The sequence below is a fragment of the Lactiplantibacillus sp. C232 genome, assembly GCF_023806725.1.
GTDB lineage: Bacteria > Bacillota > Bacilli > Lactobacillales > Lactobacillaceae > Lactiplantibacillus > Lactiplantibacillus plantarum.
Genome location: NZ_JAMSKZ010000025.1, coordinates 1 through 22,284, shown reverse-complemented (window position 1 = coordinate 22,284; position 22,284 = coordinate 1). Strand labels below are relative to the sequence as shown.

The 22,284-nt window shown below is 44.6% G+C and carries 17 protein-coding genes, 1 pseudogene and 1 riboswitch; of the genes and pseudogenes, 7 read left to right on the top strand and 11 right to left on the bottom strand.

All coding sequences use genetic code 11. The annotated features are described in order from the left end of the window. Positions 1-208: 208 nt before the first annotated feature. On the bottom strand, positions 209-1,309 hold the full coding sequence (locus MZO41_RS15890) for an SIS domain-containing protein (RefSeq protein WP_015379490.1): 1,101 nt from the start codon (positions 1,307-1,309) through the stop codon (positions 209-211). A gap of 446 nt (positions 1,310-1,755) precedes the next feature. Further along, a riboswitch (purine riboswitch) is annotated at positions 1,756-1,854 on the top strand. A 77-nt stretch (positions 1,855-1,931) separates the two neighbouring features. Between MZO41_RS15890 and ade the strand changes: the two genes are divergently transcribed. After that, a complete protein-coding gene (gene ade, locus MZO41_RS15885; protein ID WP_013355992.1) occupies positions 1,932-3,623 on the top strand; it encodes an adenine deaminase in 1,692 nt (563 codons plus the stop codon). Between the two features lie 163 nt (positions 3,624-3,786). Here the strand turns inward: ade and MZO41_RS15880 are convergent, their stop codons facing one another. Continuing rightward, on the bottom strand, positions 3,787-4,971 hold the full coding sequence (locus MZO41_RS15880) for a DUF2325 domain-containing protein (protein WP_022638778.1): 1,185 nt from the start codon (positions 4,969-4,971) through the stop codon (positions 3,787-3,789). A 486-nt stretch (positions 4,972-5,457) separates the two neighbouring features. Between MZO41_RS15880 and MZO41_RS15875 the strand changes: the two genes are divergently transcribed. Continuing rightward, positions 5,458-6,126 (top strand): MmcQ/YjbR family DNA-binding protein, encoded by a 669-nt coding sequence (locus MZO41_RS15875; RefSeq protein ID WP_013355990.1) that lies wholly within the window; start codon positions 5,458-5,460, stop codon positions 6,124-6,126. Between the two features lie 142 nt (positions 6,127-6,268). Here the strand turns inward: MZO41_RS15875 and MZO41_RS15870 are convergent, their stop codons facing one another. Both MZO41_RS15870 and MZO41_RS15865 read right to left on the bottom strand, forming a co-directional pair. Further along, a complete protein-coding gene (locus MZO41_RS15870) occupies positions 6,269-6,448 on the bottom strand; it encodes a hypothetical protein (protein WP_003642849.1) in 180 nt (59 codons plus the stop codon). Between the two features lie 2 nt (positions 6,449-6,450). Beyond that, positions 6,451-8,295 carry a heavy metal translocating P-type ATPase gene (locus MZO41_RS15865; protein ID WP_013355989.1) on the bottom strand — a complete coding sequence of 615 codons (1,845 nt, stop codon included), beginning with the start codon at positions 8,293-8,295 and terminating at the stop codon, positions 6,451-6,453. Between the two features lie 769 nt (positions 8,296-9,064). Between MZO41_RS15865 and MZO41_RS15860 the strand changes: the two genes are divergently transcribed. Continuing rightward, positions 9,065-10,732 carry a BCCT family transporter gene (locus tag MZO41_RS15860; RefSeq protein WP_003642847.1) on the top strand — a complete coding sequence of 556 codons (1,668 nt, stop codon included), beginning with the start codon at positions 9,065-9,067 and terminating at the stop codon, positions 10,730-10,732. Positions 10,733-11,747: 1,015 nt separating this feature from the next. Continuing rightward, entirely contained in the window at positions 11,748-12,389 is a 642-nt protein-coding gene (locus tag MZO41_RS15855) for an SGNH/GDSL hydrolase family protein (RefSeq protein WP_022638781.1), read from the top strand. 102 nt (positions 12,390-12,491) lie between these two features. On the opposite strand, the gene MZO41_RS15850 is transcribed toward MZO41_RS15855, so the two are convergent. Beyond that, positions 12,492-12,920 (bottom strand): hypothetical protein, encoded by a 429-nt coding sequence (locus MZO41_RS15850; protein ID WP_003642842.1) that lies wholly within the window; start codon positions 12,918-12,920, stop codon positions 12,492-12,494. A 172-nt stretch (positions 12,921-13,092) separates the two neighbouring features. Here MZO41_RS15850 and MZO41_RS15845 point away from each other — a divergent pair, with 172 nt between their 5' ends. Further along, positions 13,093-13,338: a YdeI/OmpD-associated family protein gene (locus MZO41_RS15845; protein WP_003642841.1), complete on the top strand. Its 246-nt coding sequence runs from the start codon at positions 13,093-13,095 to the stop codon at positions 13,336-13,338. 94 nt (positions 13,339-13,432) lie between these two features. Here MZO41_RS15845 and MZO41_RS15840 read toward each other — a convergent pair. Both MZO41_RS15840 and MZO41_RS15835 read right to left on the bottom strand, forming a co-directional pair. Continuing rightward, a pseudogene (locus tag MZO41_RS15840) lies at positions 13,433-13,957 on the bottom strand (HIT family protein). Positions 13,958-14,126: 169 nt separating this feature from the next. Then, positions 14,127-15,047, bottom strand: a complete 921-nt coding sequence (locus MZO41_RS15835; protein ID WP_013355987.1) for an aldo/keto reductase — start codon at positions 15,045-15,047, stop codon at positions 14,127-14,129. A 1,059-nt stretch (positions 15,048-16,106) separates the two neighbouring features. On the opposite strand from MZO41_RS15835, the gene MZO41_RS15830 reads away from it, so the two are divergent. Next, entirely contained in the window at positions 16,107-16,418 is a 312-nt protein-coding gene (locus MZO41_RS15830) for a metal-sulfur cluster assembly factor (protein WP_003643490.1), read from the top strand. On the opposite strand, the gene MZO41_RS15825 is transcribed toward MZO41_RS15830, so the two are convergent. The 3 genes from MZO41_RS15825 to pflB are packed head-to-tail and all read right to left on the bottom strand — an operon-like array spanning position 16,401 to position 19,757. Then, a complete protein-coding gene (locus MZO41_RS15825) occupies positions 16,401-16,625 on the bottom strand; it encodes a hypothetical protein (protein WP_013355986.1) in 225 nt (74 codons plus the stop codon). The genes MZO41_RS15830 and MZO41_RS15825 overlap by 18 nt on opposite strands. 15 nt (positions 16,626-16,640) lie before the next feature. After that, on the bottom strand, positions 16,641-17,462 hold the full coding sequence (pflA, locus tag MZO41_RS15820) for a pyruvate formate-lyase-activating protein (protein ID WP_013355985.1): 822 nt from the start codon (positions 17,460-17,462) through the stop codon (positions 16,641-16,643). A gap of 36 nt (positions 17,463-17,498) precedes the next feature. Beyond that, entirely contained in the window at positions 17,499-19,757 is a 2,259-nt protein-coding gene (gene pflB, locus MZO41_RS15815) for a formate C-acetyltransferase (RefSeq protein WP_003642836.1), read from the bottom strand. 417 nt (positions 19,758-20,174) lie between these two features. Between pflB and MZO41_RS15810 the strand changes: the two genes are divergently transcribed. After that, positions 20,175-21,164 (top strand): serine hydrolase domain-containing protein, encoded by a 990-nt coding sequence (locus tag MZO41_RS15810; RefSeq protein WP_003642835.1) that lies wholly within the window; start codon positions 20,175-20,177, stop codon positions 21,162-21,164. A gap of 167 nt (positions 21,165-21,331) precedes the next feature. Here MZO41_RS15810 and MZO41_RS15805 read toward each other — a convergent pair whose 3' ends face one another. Continuing rightward, entirely contained in the window at positions 21,332-21,847 is a 516-nt protein-coding gene (locus tag MZO41_RS15805; protein ID WP_003643489.1) for a VanZ family protein, read from the bottom strand. Positions 21,848-22,284: the final 437 nt, after the last annotated feature.

Sequence of the window (22,284 nt, the reverse complement as noted above, 5' to 3'; positions counted from 1 at the left end):
AAAGTGGTTTGATTCATGTTATAATAATCTTGCATATTAGGAATGTCCTTTCGAGGATAATTTCGTAGAGTATCGGGTGCGACCGATGCTCTTTTTTTATTTTCTATTATATCAAAAGCAGGTCTGGAAAAATCCGAAGATTTTTCCAGACCTGCTTTGTTTCTAGAGACTTATGTCACAGCCTCATTTTGCGTTGATTTAGTAATCTTTACTTGAGTTTAGTAGCCGCTTGAAAATCTGCGTACATGGGATGGTTCAAATTGATCCCGCGTGATTTGGCAATGAACCAAGCTAAGACTTGGAACGGGATAATCGCAAGTAGTGGGGCTTTATACGGATCAGCAACGGCTTCGAGCTGGAGGGTTTGATCATCATTGATGGTCGGCTGGTCACCAGTGAGACTGATGGTATAAATGTGGGGCGTTAATCGCGATTCGTACGTCTTGACGGCCTGTAATTGGGTCATGACAGCTGGATCTGTATTGATTTCAAGATAGAACTGACAGTGATCTTCATGCGTCCCCATAAAGCCACCGTGGGTAAATGAGGCTAATGAGTAACCATGCGTTGGTACCCGGAGGATTTCGGTGAATTTGGCTTGCATTTCAGTTAGTGTTCCAGCTAGGACGTTAGCACCGATAGCTGTAAATTGAGGGGCGTTAGTGAAATCAATAGTGAACTTACGGTAGAAGTCGTTCGCCCGTTGAACAGTTGGATTCATGCTTTCAATCAGAAAACTGAACTCGTCTAATTCTTGATTGATTGCTAATTCGGTTAACCGTGCTTGAAGGGCAGCACTGCGGACGGCAAGCAACATTAAAGTGAGCACGATGGCTTGAAAGCTTAGTGTAATATAGGGCACTGATTCTTTGCCAGTTAGTAAGTCACAAGTTGCATCGGCCATTGCGGTCAGAGCAGTCGATTTTTGATTAGTCACGATAATGACATGAGCTTGACTGGCCGTGTGGGCTTTTTCGATTGCCGCTTGCATGGTTGGATCATCATCTTTTAGAGAAATCCCGATAACAACATCGACACTGGGATCAGCTTCCTCATAAGTGACGTAGAGGTCGGCCGCAGCAATGGTCACTTGGAGGGCGGCCGTCTTTTGCATGTATAAGCGGGCGGTGTTGGCGGCGTTGAGTCTTGAACCAGTTGCGAGGATCAACCAGTGTTGTGGATGATCAGGGGTGGCAGTCAAGGCCGCCGTAATCTGTTTGGGATAATTGGTTAACAACCGCTCTAGTACTGGCTGTTCCCGACGAATGTATGAGAGCATGGTCGGATTATTCATCATCATCAAAATCATCAGCTCCTAAAAAAATAGTTATGTATATTAATTTAGCTTTATTGTAAACGTAAATGAACTTATAGTCAGCAAAAGAATGTTTAAAAATATGACTGTTGATTAATCGTAGCGGGTCCGCTTTAAATCAAAGGCGACTGCTCGCAAATCATCATAAAAGACGACTTAACGGCCAACAGTTTTATTCACGGGCTTGCCATTATCGGAACATGTTGCGTTTCAATGTACGCAGAACAACATCCTAATCAGCATTCTGGTTAGATGGCGTCACCAGTAAGGGACCTTGTCGCAAATCGTATGCCGTTCATTTAAAATGCCAGCGCTGTTTGTGGCAGACCCGACATTGATTTAGGTGAATATTCATGTCTAGTTCTAAGTTCATTGTACCAATCATTTATGATAATTAGGGCTTGCATGTAACTGAAAAGGCTGGTAAAGTAAGGAACAATTTATCAATACAACTAATTGCCTATATAATGCCATGATATGGATGGCGAGTTTCTACCCAGTGCCGTAAACACTGGACTATAAGCGAATTGAGTCGACGGGTCTACACTGCTTAATTTGCCGTGTGGACCCGTTTGCTTTCTCCGTAGGCAGACTGACTAGTGAGGAGAAAATAACGATGACGAAGACAGTTGAAATGGTGATTACTGGTGCACAAGTGTTAAACGTTTATACCCGTGAATTTGAAGCCACCAGTTTGTGGATCGATCACGGCCGGATTATTAGTAACTTGCGTGACGAGCCGTACATAGCGGCCCAGCATGTCGATGCGACCGGTCAGTGGATCGTTCCCGGCATGATCGATGCACATGTGCATATGGAGAGTTCGATGGTGGCACCTAGCGAGTTGGGAAAAGTCTTACTACAGCACGGCGTCACGACAATTGCGACTGATCCACATGAACTTGCCAATGTTGCGGGTATTGCTGGCATTCAGTACCTAATTGATGATGCGCGCCAAACACCACTAGATGTCTGTTTTATGCTACCGTCATCGGTACCGTGTGTTCCCTTTGATGATAACGGGGCAACGCTACATGCTGCTGACTTGCGCCCACTTTACCAACAGTCGGAGGTTCGGGGACTGGCGGAAGTAATGGACTATGGGGCCGTTGCGCGTGGTGATACTGACACCCTGGCTAAAATTAGTGATGCCTATGCGTATGGCTATCATGCGGATGGTCACGCTGCCGGTTTGAATGCGCACCAGCTCAATGTGATGCGCAATGCGGGACTGGATACTGATCATGAATGTATGACAGTGGCGGAAGCACAGGATCGTGTGCGGGCTGGTATGGCTGTTTTCTTGCGTGAAGGGACGGTTGAACGCGATGTTTTGCCGACGATTGGTGCAGTGACCGAAGCTAATGCTAGCCGGTTTGCTTTTTGTACGGATGATAAGACGATTAGTGACTTGCTCACAGAAGGGTCGATTGATTATAACGTGCGCCTAGCGATGCAGAGCGGGATGCGTCCTGAACTTGCCTACACATTGGCTAGTCTCAACGGCGCGATGGCGCATCGTTTAAGTGATCGAGGCAGTCTGTCAGCCGGGCAGTTGGCAGATTTAGTGGTCTTAGATGATCTCGAACACGTTAGGATTGCGCGGACGATGAAGCGGGGACAGTGGATATTACCAAGCACGACAAAACCATTGCCGTTTACTGCAACGCGTGTTCAGCACCATGCACAACTAGCCGACTTCCAATTACCACTAGCGACCGGGTTGGCAAATGTAATTGGTGTGCAGCCGAACCATATCGAGACGGATCACTTAACACTCCCGATTGATGCAACGCAGAATTTTGAAGCGGATTGCCAACGTGATATTCTCAAAATGGTTGTCATCGAGCGCCATCATAACACGGGCAAGGTGGGCGTCGGCTTAGTTCATGGCTTCGCACTTAAACAGGGAGCTATCGCTGGTACGGTGGCGCATGATGCTCATAATATTGTTGCGGTCGGAACGTCGGATGCTGCAATTTTACGGGCGGTAGCCCAGATTACCCAAGATAACGGGGGAATTGCGGTCGTTGACGATGAACAAGTGCTAGCGACCATGCCGCTTGCCATTGGGGGCTTGCTGTCTGCAGCGAGCTATCAAAAAGTTGCTGAACAGTTGGCCGAACTTAAACGAGCGTATGAGGTCATTAGCGAGCGGCCACTTAGCTTTGATCCGTTCATTACGCTATCGTTTTTGACATTACCCGTGATTCCAACGTTGAAGTTAACGGCACGGGGGTTATTCGATTACGCGACCTTTGACTTTATTCCAGTTGCGATTCAGGATAACCAGCGCCAAACAGTTTAAGTACAATCGTTCGGTGACTGAAATTAGGCTATGATGTGTCTGCTACTGAACAACGATGTAGTTTAAGGCTTGTGCCGAAATATGTTTAAAGCCCCGCAATAGCTAAACGTTTTAGTTAGCTGCTGCGGGGCTTTTACTGTGGTTTTAATGGGCTAAATGGCTGCTACTGTGAAGCGTCATTAATGCGGGGGTAGCTAATGGGATTGCCACTCTCATAAGCGGGAAGATCAGCGATTCCGCGGTAAACGGCTCGTTCAATCTGCTGCAGCCCGCCGCCATCAGCAATCGTCATTTTAATACCGTAATGCTTGACAGCTTTATTCAGTGTTTTGGAAGTGGCGTGTTTATTCTGATTCTGAATCATGACCACGAGGTCTGCTTGACCGATTTGCCGGTAATAGAAGTTGGTGCTATTACTGTGTTTAAAAGCATCAATCAATAAGGTGTGCCCGTTGTGCTCATCAATGAGTTGCGTGATCTGTGTTCGGCGCGTACCAACGTCGCCCATGACGATGGCAACTGTTTTTTCGTGCAGATCAAAGTCTAAGGTGCGCAGCGTCACTGGCACGGTGGTTGTGTGGATAGTAGCCTTTTTAGCTGGTTTGGCTGCTTTATTCGAGGTCGGTTGACTCGAGCTATGATGAACGTAACGAATAACCACCTTCTCAGGCCGCTCCTTATACCAAGCCAGGTCGACTAATTGACCATTACTGATGCGCTGATATTGCGCTTCTTGACTAGTGAACGTAACATCGTTCATTGCCGGATTGAGCGACGATAAGGTTGTGCCGTTATAATCTTGTTCGATGTGATAAGTATCATCGGTGTCTTGATAATGAACAACGAAAAATGGTGCGACAGTAATCGGATCCGCTGTAGTAGCGTGACTAACGATTTTATCAATATAAGGTTGTCGATGTTGCCGTAAATTTTGTTCTAACAGGACCTGATCATCGTGGTGAATCACCAGTTGTCGGGCCAAAATTTCATCGTAGTGGTAGCGTGGTGTGACGGTCGGATCATTGGGGTCGACTAAATCAAAACCCTTTAAATCGCGCTTTACTTGCATGATTGTTTGCCCATTGGATTGTGCAGAAGTTGTTTTGACGGATGATGATGAATCTTCCGCGTTTGCTTGCGTAGCGTGGCCGCTGGTCTCATTGTGTGCGTTACTAGTGGCTAGTCTAGCTATGCGTGTATTATCCGAATCTACGATGGTATCAGGATCAAGCGCCAGGTTTAAGATTTCCTGAATCGCTTTGGCACCCTTTGCGAGGCCTTCATCGGTAGGTTGAATCATGGTCAATGTTCGGGCAATGGCGGTACGATAATCGCGATATTTTTTCAAATTAGGACCTCCGTTATTATTTAGTAAATTGGTCAGCGCAGACATGGTTCTGTGCTGACCAAAAAGATATTTGGTACAGGGTCAGGTCATAACCAACGATATGTATGTGTTAATACCACGAGCCAAAATGATTGTGTTATGCTGGTTTAAAGAACCAAGTAGGTCATCAATTGCCAGTACTTATCAACTATTGTGCCATAGATTGTGGCTGGACGGGTATAAAAAAACAATAAAAACGAGTTAGTGAAGTTTTTTCAAGATTAGCTGAGCTTTAGCGCAAGTATTGGCTGATTGGAACAATGGTAATTGTTGTGAAAGGTCGGCTTACTAACACAGCAATGGTCAATTGAATTGGCTTTACGGGTGATTACTTATAAAATGATATAGCGGCTATCAAACGACAACGAGTGCGTTGACTTGTTTGTGGATTGCAATAGTCGAACATCACATTCAGGATAAGTGGGAATGAAGTTGGAGGCGCAGCAGATGGCAACAGTTAGATTTGAGAATAAACGGGTCAATATGAGCAAACTCAGTCAGTTTGGATTTGAACCCAATCAGAATGGTCAGTATCAGTTCCGAACTTTAATTATGCAAGGCCAATTTGAAATGATAATCGAGTTGAACACTGATGGCAGTCTGAACACGATATTAACGGATACGACGACTAGTGAAGTATATGTTTTACACCTGACATCCCAAGTCCATGGTCAATTTGTAGGTCAAGTAGCGCAGGCCTATCAAGATGTTTTATACAACATCGAACAGCATTGTTACGATAATGACGTCTTCCAATCGACCCCGGAGCGTAAGCTGATTGCGCAAGTCAAAGCTGTTTATGGTGACAATCTTGAGTTCTTGTGGCCTAAATTCCCACAAAACGCGGTTTGGCGACGCTCAGACACGCACAAATGGTATGGCGCATTATTGACGGTAACTTCCGATAAACTGGCGTTGCCGGGCGCAACACATGTTGTGACGGTATTAGATTTGCGAGCGCGCCCAGAAGACTTATCTATGCTGATTGATGGACAACATTATTTACCGGGCTATCATATGAATAAGAAACATTGGTATTCAATTTTGCTTGATGATGTGGTACCACTTGCCACGATTATGGACGACGTAAAAGTTAGTTATATGTTGGCCAAGTAGGCTTTGAATGCGAGTGGTCGGTCTCACCCTAAACCGAAGCATTGAGCATTAACTAAAAAATCGTTCCCAAGAAGACATCTGGGAACGATTTTTTTGATTAATGATTGGTAAAACCATCGTTAGTGACTATTAGATTGAATAATTAGCGCGAGGCATGGTGCCGACTGCGGTACCAATCGAAGGCGAGCGTTAATAGCATGTAAGCAAAATCAACGAGAATTGCTTCTTTTAGTGGTACGTTGAGTAAAACGACTGAAACGAACGTTAAAACAACGACAAAAGTCAGTGCCGATTGTGCCCATCGTAAGAGCCATTCTGGCATGGTTAGCTCACATCCTTTGTTATGGGAGTTGTGGTTGTTGATGAGACTGATGATTGTGGCCGATCCCGTAATGCACGTAGCGCCCAAAGAATTGAGACCGTATCAACAACTTCTTGAAGCATAGCGCCAAAGAGTGCCGGAATGATACCAGTGCTGGCAATCAACATCAAGATTGTACAGATAGCAATCCCAATCCAAACGGCTTGTTTAGCCACTTGCATGGTATCTTTAGCAATGCGCACCGCCGTGACCACGCGACTGAGATCGTCTTTTAAGATGACGACGTCGGCCGATTCACTAGCAGCAGTTGAGCCATGGGCGCCCATGGCAATGCCGACGTCAGCAACAGCCAAGGAAGGCGCGTCATTAACACCATCACCAACCATGATAACGGGGCGTTCGGCCGCTGGTACAGCCTTTAAGTGGGCAATCTTATCTGCGGGTAGGAGGTCGGCAGCAACGGTATCGATACCGACATCGGCGGCAATATGATCAGCAATTGCCTGTTGGTCGCCAGTAAGCATCATGACGTTTTGAACGCCCTCAGCGTGGAGTGCTTTAAGCGTGGCGGCTGCTTCGGGGCGGACATTGTCAATAAACGTGATGTAACCCGCGTACTGGTCATCGATGCCGACGTAGATAGCAGTGGTAGCAAGTGGCTTGGCGGTTGTAGTCGGTGCGACGAATTTAAGTTTGCCCACTTTGACCTGTTGCTGCTCAATCGTTGCCGTGACCCCATTACCCGTTACTTCTGCTAATTGTGTTGCCGGGCTGAGGCTAGTGGCACTCGCATACTTGACGAGTGAGCGGGCCAGGATATGACTTGAGTTTTGTTCAGCGCTCGCTGCGAGGTGCAAGATTTGTTCGGCAGTAAAACCAGACTGAGGAACAATTTGGTTGACTGTTAATTGACCACTGGTAATGGTCCCCGTCTTATCAAACGCGGCGGACTTAGCCGTAGATAACTTCTCCAACATGTTCCCAGTCTTGACCACGATTCCGTTCCGACTAGTTCGGCTCATCCCTGAGACGAGTGCAACGGGTGCGGCGAGAATCAGCGGGCAAGGGGAAGCCACTACGAGGACTTCTGCAAATCGGTGGGGATCCCCGCTGAATGCCCAAGCTACTCCGGCAATGACGTATGCTACCAGGGTGAATGGGACTGCATAGCGATCGGCCAGCCGTACGAATTTGGCTGGTCGTGATTCGGATTCTTTAACCAATTTGACTAACTGTTGGTATTGACTATCAATGGCTAATTTATCAACAACCATTGTAACGGCACTATCGCCGTTGACCGCACCAGACATAATGTCATCGCCAACGTGCTTGTCGACTGGTTTAGATTCACCCGTCAATGAAGATTCATCAAAGAGTGCCGTTCCTTGAATAAGGTGACCGTCTACTGGAACTAGCTCACCAGGTTTGACGACTAGCTGATCACCAATTTGGACATCTTCAACGGCAATATCTGTTAATTGGCCGGCGACTGAGCGGTGGGCAATACGTGGTGAATTATCGAGCAAGGCTTTCAATTCGGTATTCGCTCGTTTGGCCGCATAATCTTCTAACGAGTCACCCCCAGTGAGCATAATTAGAACGACAAGGCTAGCCCAATATTCGCCGACAGCTAGTGTTGCCACAATCGCCGTAATTGCTAATAAATCAACCCCGTACTTACCTGAACGTAAGGTTTTGATCATCTCAACTAACATTGATAAGGCCATAAGTGACCCCATTAATGTAATGATGATTTGTGCTGCCAATTGGTAGTGCAAACCAAACTGTAAAACAACCGCAATGATACCGACGCTGACCGTTAAAATTAATTTATAGTAGTGCCGCATGCAGTTCCCCTCCTTTTAGATGATAACGTTTTTTAACTTGTTACAAGAATAACATGAAATCGGTTTAATTGAAACAGATAAGAATGATTCTAAACTAAAAACTAATTATTACGAAAACTTTTAAAAAGTTTCAGAAAAAATATGGGTGTAAAACTCGTCTAATCCTTGACGGGTTAGGCCTCGACGGCTCAAAATGGTTGATTTTACTTCTGATTTAATACTAGTATACTTATAAACGAACATCAGATATCAGAAAATACTGAAATCAGCATTTGTATAAGCCAACGTGCGCTGTGCAGGTGGTAACTTGTTACCCGGTACTAAGCGCTTTTTTGGTGCACCAAGCAATTAATCTAACAGTTGTGCGGTGGGCTTATCTGGTGATTCAAGGGGGTTATCTATTAGCAAGAGCAGTGTAACCATTAATCGTTACGTGGTGTGACGACGGTCGTGTGCTAAAGGCACGATGGTAATAGAAACACTAGCTAAACAAGATGAACACCAACGTCGATTAAGCAATTAAAAATCATTTGTCAGTATGGCGTTGTCCGGATTCAACCAACGGAAAGAAGGAAATTCTGCTACTGATTTTGAGTTAGCACAAACAGAATGCGGATGACAATGCCGGTCAAACCTGATACAGTCAGGGTGCTGAGTGCTCCGAGGATTAACTCGGAGGGGTGTACCGATTGCTAGTCGGAAATTTACGCGTGGGGACTACCATTGCTGGTAGGAAGAACCACGAATTTGATCTAAATATAGAGAGTATATGCTCAGTAGCAGGTTTATTATTTTAAAAAGTAAGAATATTGATTGGTGGGTCTATTTACCAACAATTGGGCTCTTTGCGGCGGCTTCCGTTGTTTTATTAATGGGGGGCCATTCGCTGGAGACGAGTTTAAGTGGCATCTTGAACTGGCTCACAAATAACATGAGCTGGCTTTATATGTCGGTATATGTGATCACTTTTATCTTTTTCATTTACTTAGGGTTTAGTAAGTTAGGGAAAACCAAACTTGGTGATCCTGATGACAAACCAGAATTTTCAACGTATCACTGGGGCAGTATGGTTTACGCGACCGGGATCGATGCCAGCATTTTAATGTTGAGCATGGTTGACCCGTTACGGTACCTCCAAAGCCCTTCATTCGGCGTCAAGCCGTTTTCAACTTCTGCATATAATTATGCGCACATGCTGGGACAATTTAATTGGGGACCAATGGCGTGGATGATGTTTGCGCCAGCCACGATTGCAATTGCCTATGCAATGTATGTTAAACACATCAAGGTTCAGCGGCTCAGTGCCGCAATTTCAGTACTACAAGGTCCTGGTAAGGGTAAGCAAATTGCCCGGAACACGATTGATTTTCTCGTTATTATTGGGATTATGGGTGGTGTTGGTACTTCAGTCGGGATGGAAATCCCTGTCATTTCAAAAGTTTTGAGTGCCGTTACCGGGATTGCCGATACGATGACTTTAAAGTTAGGGTTATTTGCCTTATTATTCGTAATCTTCGCCATGGCTGTTTTCAATGGCTTGAAGAAGGGGATCGGTCGACTAAGTGCTGCCCATGTTTGGTTAGCGATTGGCTTCTTAATCGTTGTTTTAATTGTTGGCCCAACTTTGTATATTTTAAACTCAGAAACTAATAGTATTGGCTTGTTTGTCAATAAGTTTATTACGTTGAGCACGAATACTGCACCAAATGGTCACGCAACGGCCATGCAACGGCAGACGATCTTCTACTGGGGCTGGTGGTTATCCTTTATGCCAGTCATGGGCTTATTCATTGCCCGGATTTCTCGGGGCCGGACGATTCGTCAGGTACTCGGTGGTATGTTGCTATGGGGCTCATTAGGTTGTGTCAGTTTCTACGCCATCTTGGGTGGTTATGCCTTATACTTGCAACGGATGGGCATCGTTAACTTAGTTCATATCTTAAATACGCAAGGACAAGCCGCTGTGATTGCAGCAGTATTGTCGACCTTACCATTGAAGATGATTATGCTGGCTTTGTACTGCCTATCTTGCTTTATTTTCTTAGCAACGACGGTATCTTCATTTGCCTTCATTACCTCGTCATTTACTAGTAAAAAGTTGGCCGCGGGGGAACAACCAAGTCGTTTCAATCGGATGAGCTGGGTCGTTATCTTCCTAGTCTTCTCATTGGGGCTTGTCACGGTCGGTGGCTTTGAATCGATTCAGTCCATCTGTGCGATGTCTGGCTTCCCATTAACGATTGTCGCGCTCGTCTTACTGTACTCGATCCATCACGACTTAACGACTGATCCAGTCAAGGAAGCTGCGAAAGCCAATGCCAAAGCAGCTGAATTAGCACGCCGGAAACGGCTAGCACGTGACGTTGAAATCACAACTAAAACTGACTACGCACGCGAACGGCGTACTGCACGGAAACGTGAAACGGAAGCCGATTAGCGCTACTCAGTTGAACTAAATATATCAATTAAACTAGGCTCGTATTATGGATTTCCATAATACGAGCCTTTTAAGATTGGCCCACCTGTTTGAAATAATGGTAGAAAGATGCCTTTATTTAAAGTCAACAGCCACCAGCTTAGGCCCGCTGGAAACAGTTCCGGTTAGCGTAAACCTGCTTAGTTCGTTCGTCCTACGCCGCTCTCCAGGCATTTCTGCCAATTGCTGGAACGCGGTGGACACAGATTTAAGTCGAAGACCACGTCTTAAATACTGGTCTTCTACTAACCAAGCCAAGGACGCTTGCTAAGTGGAATTTCACCGCTGAGCATTGGCCGAAACGCCTTCCATTCGGGACAGTATTCGAATGGTGGACGAAGATATACCCAACTTTTGATGAATTTGTCATTGTTCTCCATAAACAGTAATTTTATTAATCAACTGTTAGGTCGAAAAGATATTGGGATAGCTCGCTATTTCGGAATTACTATAGTAATAATAGAACACCTCAACAAAGTGGTTAGGGTAACCCTAACGTCTCGTTTAAAGTTCCGGTATCAAAATAGCCAACGACCAATTGTGCCGAGTTAAGTGGCCGTTCATCAGCCATTCGAGCGGCTTACCGAAACGTGTTCGGTGCCACTAAAGTCTGTGCTTGCTATGCCAACGGACAAATGCCCAAACCGCATTAATCCGTTGGCTAGACAATGCTCGGCTTCAACCCGTGGCTTGAGACTGGAGGGGCTGGGTGACAATGCTCAGTAGCCAAATTATTCTTAGTCGGAAGTGATTTCCTTCCGGCTTAGAATAAGACTCGTATTTGAGATGACGCGGGTTATGCGTTAGCTCAAATCGATGTCGGCTGCGTTCCAGCAATTGTCACCCAGCCCCGGAGGTCGGAATAGGACGCTCACCGGCTGACGAACAGAAAACCAACCCTAAAAGGCATCTTTCTACCATAATTCAGGTGGGATGGATTAGAATGATAGCGATGATAGTAAAGGGAGGATTGGCTATGGCGATTAGTAATGGGCATGTTAGTTTTAAGCGGCCGGCGTGGTTGGGAGATTCGATTACGGCGAATAATGGGTTGGCGACGGTGCATTATCATGATATTTTGGCGGCTGATTGGGATGTCGAGCGGAGCGATAATTTGGGAATCTCTGGTTCAACGATTGGGAGTCGCTACGATGCGATGGCGATGCGCTATCAAGCTATTCCTGAAGATGCTGATTTTATTGCTGTCTTTGGGGGCGTCAATGACTATGGTCGGGATCAGCCGTTAGGGCAATACGGTGATTGCGATATGACGACATTTTATGGCGCGTTAATGATGTTACTGACGGGATTACAGACGAATTGGCCGACCGTGCCGAAGTTATTTATTTCAGCAATTCATATTGGCTCTGATTTTGGGGGCAGTTTTAGTGCGGTGACTAATGGTCTCGGGTATCGTCAGTCAGATTATGAAGCAGCGATTGCCCAGATGACTGCAGACTATGGCGTCCCACATTTGAGCTTGTACCGTGATGCGGGAATGACATTTGCGATTCCCGCTCAAGCGGCCATTTATTCGGTGGATACTTTGCATCCGAACAATGCCGGTCATCGCGTGATTGCACGCAAGCTGCAGTCGTTTTTGGATAGCCACTTTTAGGTTGGTCTAGTCAGTAATGAATGGCACAGTTGATCGTAAATAAAAGCAGCAGCACGCTAATGAGCGTACTGCTGCTTATCTGAATCTAGGTGTCAAAACGGGCTACTTGGCTTTTTTCTTAGTCTTGGGCCCTTGTTTATGCTTCTGCTCGCGCAGCAAGTCTTTGAAGGTTTCGATTTCCGTAGTGTGCTTAGCCATCCATTCCTTGTAGTTAGAATGGGAGTCGGTATCGCTGATTTTAAGGCCGGTTTCTAACCAGAATAAAGCTTCGGTTAGGGAACCGAAATTATGAAACCAGAGTGTGTGGCCGTTGTCAGAGTCCATGGCAACGTAAGACTTGTAGTGGGGCGTTAAAAAGGTATGTTTAACAATTTTGAATGCGGCCCGGCGACGAGTTAATTTGTAATCCGGCAAGATATAGCGGCCAGGATGGGCCAGATGTGGGACAGAGTTCTTACGTTGTTCTTTATATTCAGTCAACATCGCTTTAGCGCGTTCGGGACTGATGAGGGTGATATCAAATTTTGGCATAGCAGGGCTCCCCTTGGTGAATAGCAGTATGGTTAATTATAGTAGTCAAATAATAATACTTATACTATAATGATAGCGCAATTTTATGAAAATTCGAAATATAAAAACCTGAAAATTAGGGATTTTCCCTTTCTTACAGTAAATTTAAGTAAAACTAATCGGAGGTTTGATTATGAGTACAGCACCCCTCAGTTCATTTGAAAAAAATATTCCGGCGGTAACCGAATTGTTAGCGGTTGATGCTGAATTGCAAACGTTCTTTGTGGCTTTGACACCTGGTTATCAGCGCGAATGGGCCCGCTTTATTTTTGGAACTAAGGCACAAGCAACTAAGGAACGGCACATTGAAGTTATGAAGACGGTTTTTCGAGCTGGCTATAAATCTAAGCGAGCGTATGATAGTCGGCCGGATAAATAGGTGGATTTTGGCAATTTGAAATACGGTGACGGATTGCGATTAAGAATTGGGGTGTAGCCACCAAGATCTAAGCGGGTCTGGGTCCTGATTTGGTCTAATTGCTGTCAATTCTGTGGCTAGCAGGCCTTGTGAGTGCCTCTAAAGCCTGCAATTCTGCTTCCCGAGCATTAAGCGTGGCCTCAATTGCTACGCTGAGCGTGCGCTTCAACCGGCTTAAACGGGGAATGTCTAGACTGACATCATCACCATAAATTGTTTCCAGCGGTGTCCACCAGACGGGACCGGGGTTGGGCGTATCACCGTTATGGCGAGGAAATAAGTGCCAATGAACATGCGCATCACCATTCCCGAGTAGTTCAATGTTCATTTTGTCTGCATGAAAGGCCTGCGCACAAGCTTCCTGGACGATACTCATCTCTTCAAGTTATCGTAACTTCTCGTGTGCCGGTAAATGATGTAATTCGGTAACGTGATGTTTGGCTAAAAAGAGCGTGTAGCCTTCAAAGTACTGGCTATCAGCAAGGACCACGTAGCCCGTTGTGAGTTCGTAAACGAAATAAGGATTCTGATGTGCCTGAATTAGTTTGATTCGTTCACAGATCGTGCAAGTGGATGTCATTCGCTCGCCTCCTGAGTCTTGGTAAGATTAAGTATACGCGTAGATGTGGTGAGTACATCAAAAATGTTAGTGAAACGTCTAAAAAACGACGACCTGAAAATCAATCCTGATTTGGGGTCGTCGTTTTGATTGTAAAAACTAATCGTCAATTCTGTTAGGTCGATCGTGATTAAGGTAAATCGTTGCCAGCTGCAAAGTAAATGTCGTACCATTCTTGCCGAGAAAGCGTAACGTCTGCTCCAGCAGCATTTTGAGCTAGATGTTCCGGATTCATCGTACCAAGGATGACTTGGAAGTGGGCTGGGTGCCGGAGAATCCATGCGGTCGCAATAGCTGATTTAGTGACCTGTTTCTCATCGGCGAGTGCTTGCATGGCATTATTAAGTTCTGGAAACTTCGGATTGTCTAAGAAGATACCCGCGAAGTTACCGTATTGATAAGGCGACCAAGCTTGAATCGTCATCTTATGGAGCCGTGAGTATTCGATCATCTCGCCGTCGTGGTTAAGACTACGTTCGTCCTGCATGTTCGTGTGCAAGCCAAAGTCGATCGCACCGGTATGCATGATACCAAATTGGAGTTGGTTGATGATGAGCCGTTGGTTTAGTGCCGCTTGAAGCATGTCAACTTGCATGGGATTGAAGTTAGAGACGCCAAAGTGGCGCACCTTGCCGCTAGTTTGCAACTTGTCAAAAGCGGCAGCAACTTCTTCGGGTTCCATCAGGGCGTCCGGTCGATGGAGGAGGAAGGTGTCGAGATAATCAACACCTAAGCGTTGAAGCTCGCCATCCACGGCTGCCAGTATGTGCTGTTTGGAAAAGTCGTAACGCTTGCCAGGAACAATGCCGCCTTTTGACTGAATATAGAGCTGATCACGCGATACGTGAGCCTGCTTGAGTGCTTGACCGAAGATGGTCGATGATTGACCACCACCGTAGATATCAGCTGAATCAACGTAATTGATGCCTAAATCAGCAGCGGTATCGATAACCTTGGTGGCTTGGGCGACGTCCAAAGCGTCCATGCGCATGATGCCAAGTGCCACGCTGGAAGCTTGAATATTGCTGTGACCTAAATTAATCGTTTTCAAAACTAAAGTCCTCCTCAATGTGCAACTTGATTTAAATTCAGTATACGGTTTTCGTAAGAGGATGTAAACGGTTACGTCTGGTGCCGACTGTTGGTAAATCTGATTTTAGAGCAAAAAAATAGAACCCAAGGCTTCTCTGCTTGAGTTCTACTTATGAGGAATAATCCTGATTAGCAATGAAAAATTGTTCAGTGTTAATATGATACACCTTCATGCTATTCAATTTTACGCGTGTCCAACTTCTAACGGACTAACCCGTATTTATTGTAACTATCTGCTATAGTCGATCTAAAGTAAGGTTGTTACTTGATTGCGACTCGTTAGACGGGTTTTAACGAAAGTCAAACTCGCGTTTAAAACTTGGGAATGTCTTCGTAACAGACATGCACCTCCGTTTAAACTTTGTAATACCTGAGTCTACAAATGGAACTGGTAATGTGGAACTAACAACTGGTCATCGGAGACACCTGTTTCCAACTAAAACTTAGTTAAAATCTGTTCGTCATTCTAATGCCAATTAATTCTTTGCGGTTATCGTTTATCTAAGGGTCAACGTTCAGTCATCCAACGTAAATCTCACGACACTCGCTAGACCGATAACGCTTCACGGCGCTTAAAACGGTTTCGATAACGACCCAAACTGTGATACTAGCTGTCTAACATTACAGCGACAGCCAAACTCTTTTGAGAAGCTTTGCTAATCGAGGATTAATTCCTTTCCTCACTTAGTATAATAGCATAAACCGCAAACGCTTACAACAAAAACAACCGCGAATTCGCAATAAAAATCAATAGTGACTCAAAACGCTGCTATATCGGGGATTATAGTAAATTTTTTCGAGAAATAGTCGCATGATTTGCTGATTGACCGATCGTTTGAAAAGTCGGCTAATTAGCGCTAATAATTGATTGAATATGGGCTGACATACGGTACAATAGAAGTAGACAAGAAAGCGCTTTATATAACGATGACGTGTATCAAGTGTGGTGGCACTTATACCGCGAAACGTTGGCGTGATTAATCAGTGAATTCAAGCTGGTATGGAAGGACGAGATACGATGACAACAACGTTTAAAGACCGGGCCTTCGAGGCGCTAGGACATGTCATTGACCCTGAATTAGGAATTGATCTAGTTAACTTAGGGTTGATCTATGATGCACAATTGACGGCGGAAGGAACCGCTGAAATTACCATGACGTTGACCATTGCGGGCTGTCCTTTGACCGAATGGTTGGCTAAGGACATTCACGATGAACTGATCAAATTACCAGAAGTTAACAATATCGAGATTGAGATTGTGTGGGAACCTGCTTGGAACGAAAGTATGATGTCCCGCGAAGCTCGAATGGAACTAGGCATTCATAGTTAGTGGCCGGCCTGTTCGCAGCCAGTCCAAGGGCTGACGGTCATTGGATAGGGCATGATTAAGGAAAGACGTTGCTGGTTTGCTCGCGGCGCCTTTTTTGCGTGCCACTGTACTAATTCCGGCCAGCAATACGTGCATGCGTCGAGCCAGCAAAAAAACACCAGTGACACAACCATCCGTAGACGATTGTAACGCTGGTGTTTTAGTCATGCTAGAAATGCCGATTTAAAGTTTTGGCAATGGCATCCATGTCTTGTACCCGTTGTAATCAGCAGTGTGCAGTAGCTTTTCGGCATTTGCCACCCGATCTTGGGTTGGAGACTCGATTCCTTCAAGCCGGTACTTGATCTTCATTTCATGATATTTTTTAACGCCCAAAGTATGGTACGGCAATACTTCGACTTTTTGAACGACGTCGTTTGGAATCTTAGCAATGTAATCGCCGAGTTTCTTCAAGTCTTCATCGTAATCAGTCCGTTGGGGAACCAGGACGTGACGAATCCACATATCATCGTGGTGTTGGGCCATGTACTGAATCATATCCAAGATATTTTCGTTCCCATACTGGGTCAACTGCTTGTGTTTGGCAGAATCGATGTGCTTAATGTCGACCAACGAAATGTCCGTGACCTTCATTAGACGTTCGAACTTGTCAAAGAAAGGTTGTTCTCGGGTAAAAGGCTGTCCAGAGGTATCCAGACAAGTACTGATATTCATCGCCTTGGCTTTTTCGAATAAGTCTAAGATGAAGTCGATTTGTACCAGTGATTCACCACCACTGACTGTGATGCCACCCGTCTTGCCCCAGAAAGCCCGGTATTTAGCCGCGTCTTCGAGAATCTCGTCGGCCGTCATTTGATCGCCAACGTTGAGTTTCCAAGTATCAGGGTTGTGACAGTATTGGCAACGCATGTGGCATCCTTGAAGGAATGCCACGTAACGGATACCTGGTCCGTCAACGGAGCCAAACGTTTCGATGGAGTGAACGTAGCCTATCAAAGGCTCTTTTGCCGCCTCTTGCGTTGTTGAAACTTGTTTGTTTTCCATGAGCCTTTCGCCTTCTTAACTATTAAAGATTAAATGTTACATTGATTCGAAGAATGTCCGTGAAATAACGTCATCTTGTTGTTCCTTGGTTAAATCTGCGAAGTAGACACAGTAGCCAGAAACCCGAACCGTTAATGTTGGGTATTCTTCAGGGTGTTTCTGAGCATCAATCAAAGTGTCTTTATTGAAGACGTTGATGTTCAAGTGCATCCCATCGTTCTTCATGTAACCGTCTAACATGTTTACTAACGTGTCTTTCCGTGATTCGAGGTCATGGCCTAACGTGTTAGGGGTAACGCCGAACGTGTTGGAAATCCCGTCAGTTGCGTAACGGTATGGTAATTTGGCAGTTGAAAGAAGTGAAGCTAATGCACCACTCTTTTCAGCACCGTATGCAGGGTTAGCACCTGGTGAGAATGGTTCGCCTTTTTGACGGCCATTTGGTGTGGTACCAGTGTTCTTACCATAAACAACGTTGGAGGTAATCGTCAAAACAGAAGTTGAAAGTTTGGCATTCCGATAGAGGTGATGCGTGTTCATCTTGCTGTATAATTCTTTGACTAACCATTTAGCAATGTCATCAGCGCGATCGTCATTGTTCCCATAACGTGGGTAGTCATTGTCGGCTTTGAAGTCAACGGCGATACCACGTTCGTCACGAATTACTTTAACGTGACCATACTTGATAGCTGAGATTGAATCCGCGGCATGTGATAAGCCAGAAATCCCAGTTGCAAAGGTCCGATCAAGATCAGTATTCTTCAAAGCTAATTGGGCAGCTTCATAGTAGTACTTATCATGCATATAATGAATTGCATTCAGTGAGTTCACGTAAGTGTCAGCTAACCAATCCATTTGCTTGTCTAATTTCTTCATGAATTCGTCGTAATCGATGTATTCTGAAGTAATTGGTTCGTAAGCAGGGCCAACTTGATCTCCAGCAATTTCGTCGCGGCCACCATTGATGGCATAAAGAATCGCTTTGGCTAAGTTTGCCCGGGCACCGAAGTACTGGATTCCATCAGCAATTGGTTGTGCGGAAACACAGCAAGCAATGCCATAATAATCGGTACCCCATTGTACCCGCATCAAGTCATCATTTTCATACTGAATGGTTGAACTGTCGATTGAAACTTCAGTTGCGTAACGTTTGAAGTCTTCTGGTAAGCGGTCTGACCATAAAATCGTGATGTTTGGTTCTGGTGCGGCGCCCATGTTGTCCAAAGTCTTTAAAATCCGGAAAGCGGTCTTAGTCACATGGTGTTGACCGTCGACGCCTAAACCACACATTGATAAGGTTGCCCAGATTGGGTCACCAGAGAAGAGAGAATTGTATTCTTCAGTACGGATGAACCGAACCATCCGTAGTTTCATGACGAATTGATCAATTAATTCTTGAGCTTGGCTTTCGTCCAGAACACCATTGTCCAAGTCACGTTGGATGAAGATGTCCATCGTTGTATCAATCCGGCCAACGGACATTGCAGCGCCGTTTTGGGTCTTGATAGCAGCTAAGTAAGCGAAGTACATCCATTGAATAGCTTCTTGAGCATTAGTTGCAGGCTTGCTAATATCGTAGCCATAACTGGCAGCCATCTTCTTCATATCTGCTAAAGCACGGTATTGATCTTGAACTTCTTCACGGAGGCGAATAACATCATCAGTCAATTCACCATCACCAATGTGGGCAAAGTCATTAGCTTTGTCTTCCATTAAACGATCGATCCCATAAACAGCGACCCGTGGAAGATCAGGAATGAGACGGCCACGTGCGTATGCATCTGGTAGTCCGGTGATGATCTTGTAGTGACGTGCTTTCCGCATGTCAGGAGTATAAACATCGAAGACGCCTTGGTTATGAGTCTTGCGATATTCAGTGAAAATCTTGTCGTTTTCTTCATCAGGGGTATAACCGTATGATTTCAAAGCGTCATCAGCCATTCGAATACCACCAAATGGCATGAAGGCCCGCTTCAAAGGCTTGTCAGTCTGGAGACCAACAATCTTTTCGAGATCTTTTTGAATATAACCAGGGCCGTGTGAAGTAATCGTTGCAACGACTTTAGTATCAGCATCCAACACACCACCAGCGGCACGTTCTTGTTTCTTTAATTCTAAGACTTTGTCATTCAAGGTCTTAGTAGCGGCTGTTGGTCCGGCCAGGAAGCTTTCGTCGCCATTGTACTGTGTGAAGTTATTTTGAATAAAATCACGAATGTTGATTTCTTCCTGCCAGTGCCCGCCTTTGAAACCTTTCCAAGCTGCTGGTTTTGTTGTCTTTTCTGATGTAATCATTTTCTCGCCTCCATAATTTGAATCCAATCAAATGATTGATAAAATTCTATATTTGAATCATAACATTTTTTGCTGGATTTGTAACCGCTTTCAGGTGATTTATTTCACGTTTGGGTTATTTTTTTGCAATCTATTATTGAAAAGTTGACTATTAACGTTGATATAACAGTACTTACATAGCTAGATAGGCATTGGTAATTCACTTAATTATATTTAGAAAACGGCTAAAAACAAGACTTGTTTTGATATATAAGTGGAATATTGTCCATAATGTAACAAGTGTTTAACTAGTTAATTAATAAAAAGTGCAACGAGGTGTGGAGGGTGTTAAAAGCGTTTGCCGTTGATTTTATGAGGAAGTTCGTTATCATAAAGAAGATAAGCAGAAACTAGTGAATGTAGTGAAAGGTGGGCGTAATGCGGATGCTCGAAAAAATTGAACAATATATTGACAGTTGTATTGAAGCTGGCGACATTTATGGGGCGTCGTTTAGCTTGATCACCCCTAAAGGTATCAATCAATACTATCATGGTAAGCAGGGCCGCGATGAGTTTGCCGTGGGCTTAGATCCTGCGATGATTTATGACCTAGCATCGGTAACTAAGGTTGTAGGGACCACGACGAGGATTTTTCAGTTGTTATCGGACCACACGATTCATTTAACGGACTCGGTTGCCCGGTTTTTACCTGGGTTCACTCATCCTGAAATAACGATTAAAAACTTGTTACTTCATAATAGTGGGTTACCGGCAGATATTGATAACCTGGATAAGATGCAACGTGAAGATCTGATCAAAGCGGTTTATGATGCGCCACTCGTCACGGCGCCAGGGACAACGTATGTCTATTCAGACCTGGGATTTATTTTATTGGGATGGATTATTCGTGCGGTTGACGGCTCATTGGCTCGGAGTATTCAAGACCACGTTTGCTATCCACTAGCGATGACCAATACGGGTTATAACTTAAATCGTCCGAAGATTCGGTTTGTGCCGACGGAGTTTGATCCGCGGCGGGGTCAGATTCAAGGACAGGTGCATGATTATAAAGCCTTTTTGTTGAATGGTGAGAGTGGTCACGCAGGCTTGTTCTCAACGCTGACGGATTTATCCGTATTTATTGAAATGATGTTAAACTTTGGTGAATATCAAGGCAAACGGGTGCTGGATGAAAATGTCTTTGACTGGTTAGGCGAGTATGACGAAAATGGCCGGACGTTAGGTTGGGAACGACGTGCGGGACGACATCAATATTTCCATACTGGTTTTACTGGCCCGGCAGTTGCTTTTGATTTGGATCGTCAAATTGGGCTGGTTGTGTTAACAAATCGAGTTTATCCAACTAGTGACAATCAAGTCTGGAACCAAGATCGTAAGCGAGTATTCGATCTGTTTTTTGAATCCTGATGATGGCAGCTTCATTAATAGTTAGTAGTTAAATTAAATAAGCGTCGCAACCTTAAGTGGCTGCGACGCTTATTTAATTACGATTTCATAACAGCTAGAGCGCTGAAGTGTTTGGCACTTGTGGGTGCTAAACAAACGTTGTTTTGCTTTTTGCTTCTATATATACGTTATTTTTGCAACCAGCGAAGTCCGGGAACATGACGTGCAATTTTATAACCAGCGGCACCGATAATGACACCAGCCCAATTTGTGATGACATCATCGATATCAACCCAACGTTTGAGGTTAACCAACCAGTCAAGGATGAATTGTCCCAGCTCGAGTGTTAGCCCCGTAAGAAATCCCAACCAAATAAAACGACGCCAAGGCAAGTCGGGAAAATTCCATGCCAGTAAACCGCCCAATGGAACAGTGAGGAGAACGTTGAGCCAAAATTCAATGTCAAGTTGTTGGAAAGGAATCACGTTCAGCTTAACGGGTCCCCATTGAATATATTGAATAACGAGTTGGGTACCAAAATTGTAACTGGTAGGTGTATAGCAAAAAGCAGTTAAGACCCAGAGAAAGGCAATTAAACTGAGTTGCTTAAAACGCTGGATATTTGTGCGCGCTGATCGCGCACAAGCGTATAGTAGAACAATAAACATTAATGAAATCAAAAAGAATGGTAGCCAAGCTAGCATAATTTAGTCGCTCCTTTAATTAAATAGTATAGAGAAAGAAAGCTGGTTTGACTATTAATAAAAAGAAATTCAGAAAAAGTGTTGACACTTTTTACTTCAATTGGTATATTAGTAAACGTTGCTGCTACGGCAGATGCATCTCACCACCAAATAATTATTGAAATTAGTTGTTGACAATTTCTTCAGTAATTGGTAAGATAGTTTCTGTTGTCGCAACGGCAACTATGACAAATTAATCAAGTTACTTCTTAAAAAAAGTTGTTGACAAGATATTGATTAAGATGTTATAATGATTAAGTTGTGTTAAGCGATTAACACACGGAATTAGATCTTTGAAAACTGAACAAAGTTTCGACGAATCAAATGTGTAGGGTCTCTTGATTTTGAATCAAGAGCAAAACATTTGCGAAGTCAATTCGCTAGCAAATAAATTTTAG

Excerpts from the sequence above, each read along its gene's own strand:
- MZO41_RS15890 (WP_015379490.1), bottom strand. The coding sequence starts at position 1,309 with ATGATTTTGATGATGATGAATAATCCGACCATGCTCTCATACATTCGT.
- ade (WP_013355992.1), top strand. The coding sequence starts at position 1,932 with ATGACGAAGACAGTTGAAATGGTGATTACTGGTGCACAAGTGTTAAAC.
- MZO41_RS15875 (WP_013355990.1), top strand. The coding sequence starts at position 5,458 with ATGGCAACAGTTAGATTTGAGAATAAACGGGTCAATATGAGCAAACTC.
- MZO41_RS15870 (WP_003642849.1), bottom strand. The coding sequence starts at position 6,448 with ATGCCAGAATGGCTCTTACGATGGGCACAATCGGCACTGACTTTTGTC.
- MZO41_RS15865 (WP_013355989.1), bottom strand. The coding sequence starts at position 8,295 with ATGCGGCACTACTATAAATTAATTTTAACGGTCAGCGTCGGTATCATT.
- MZO41_RS15860 (WP_003642847.1), top strand. The coding sequence starts at position 9,065 with ATGCTCAGTAGCAGGTTTATTATTTTAAAAAGTAAGAATATTGATTGG.
- MZO41_RS15855 (WP_022638781.1), top strand. The coding sequence starts at position 11,748 with ATGGCGATTAGTAATGGGCATGTTAGTTTTAAGCGGCCGGCGTGGTTG.
- MZO41_RS15850 (WP_003642842.1), bottom strand. The coding sequence starts at position 12,920 with ATGCCAAAATTTGATATCACCCTCATCAGTCCCGAACGCGCTAAAGCG.
- MZO41_RS15845 (WP_003642841.1), top strand. The coding sequence starts at position 13,093 with ATGAGTACAGCACCCCTCAGTTCATTTGAAAAAAATATTCCGGCGGTA.
- MZO41_RS15830 (WP_003643490.1), top strand. The coding sequence starts at position 16,107 with ATGACAACAACGTTTAAAGACCGGGCCTTCGAGGCGCTAGGACATGTC.
- MZO41_RS15825 (WP_013355986.1), bottom strand. The coding sequence starts at position 16,625 with ATGACTAAAACACCAGCGTTACAATCGTCTACGGATGGTTGTGTCACT.
- pflA (WP_013355985.1), bottom strand. The coding sequence starts at position 17,462 with ATGGAAAACAAACAAGTTTCAACAACGCAAGAGGCGGCAAAAGAGCCT.
- pflB (WP_003642836.1), bottom strand. The coding sequence starts at position 19,757 with ATGATTACATCAGAAAAGACAACAAAACCAGCAGCTTGGAAAGGTTTC.
- MZO41_RS15810 (WP_003642835.1), top strand. The coding sequence starts at position 20,175 with ATGCGGATGCTCGAAAAAATTGAACAATATATTGACAGTTGTATTGAA.
- MZO41_RS15805 (WP_003643489.1), bottom strand. The coding sequence starts at position 21,847 with ATGCTAGCTTGGCTACCATTCTTTTTGATTTCATTAATGTTTATTGTT.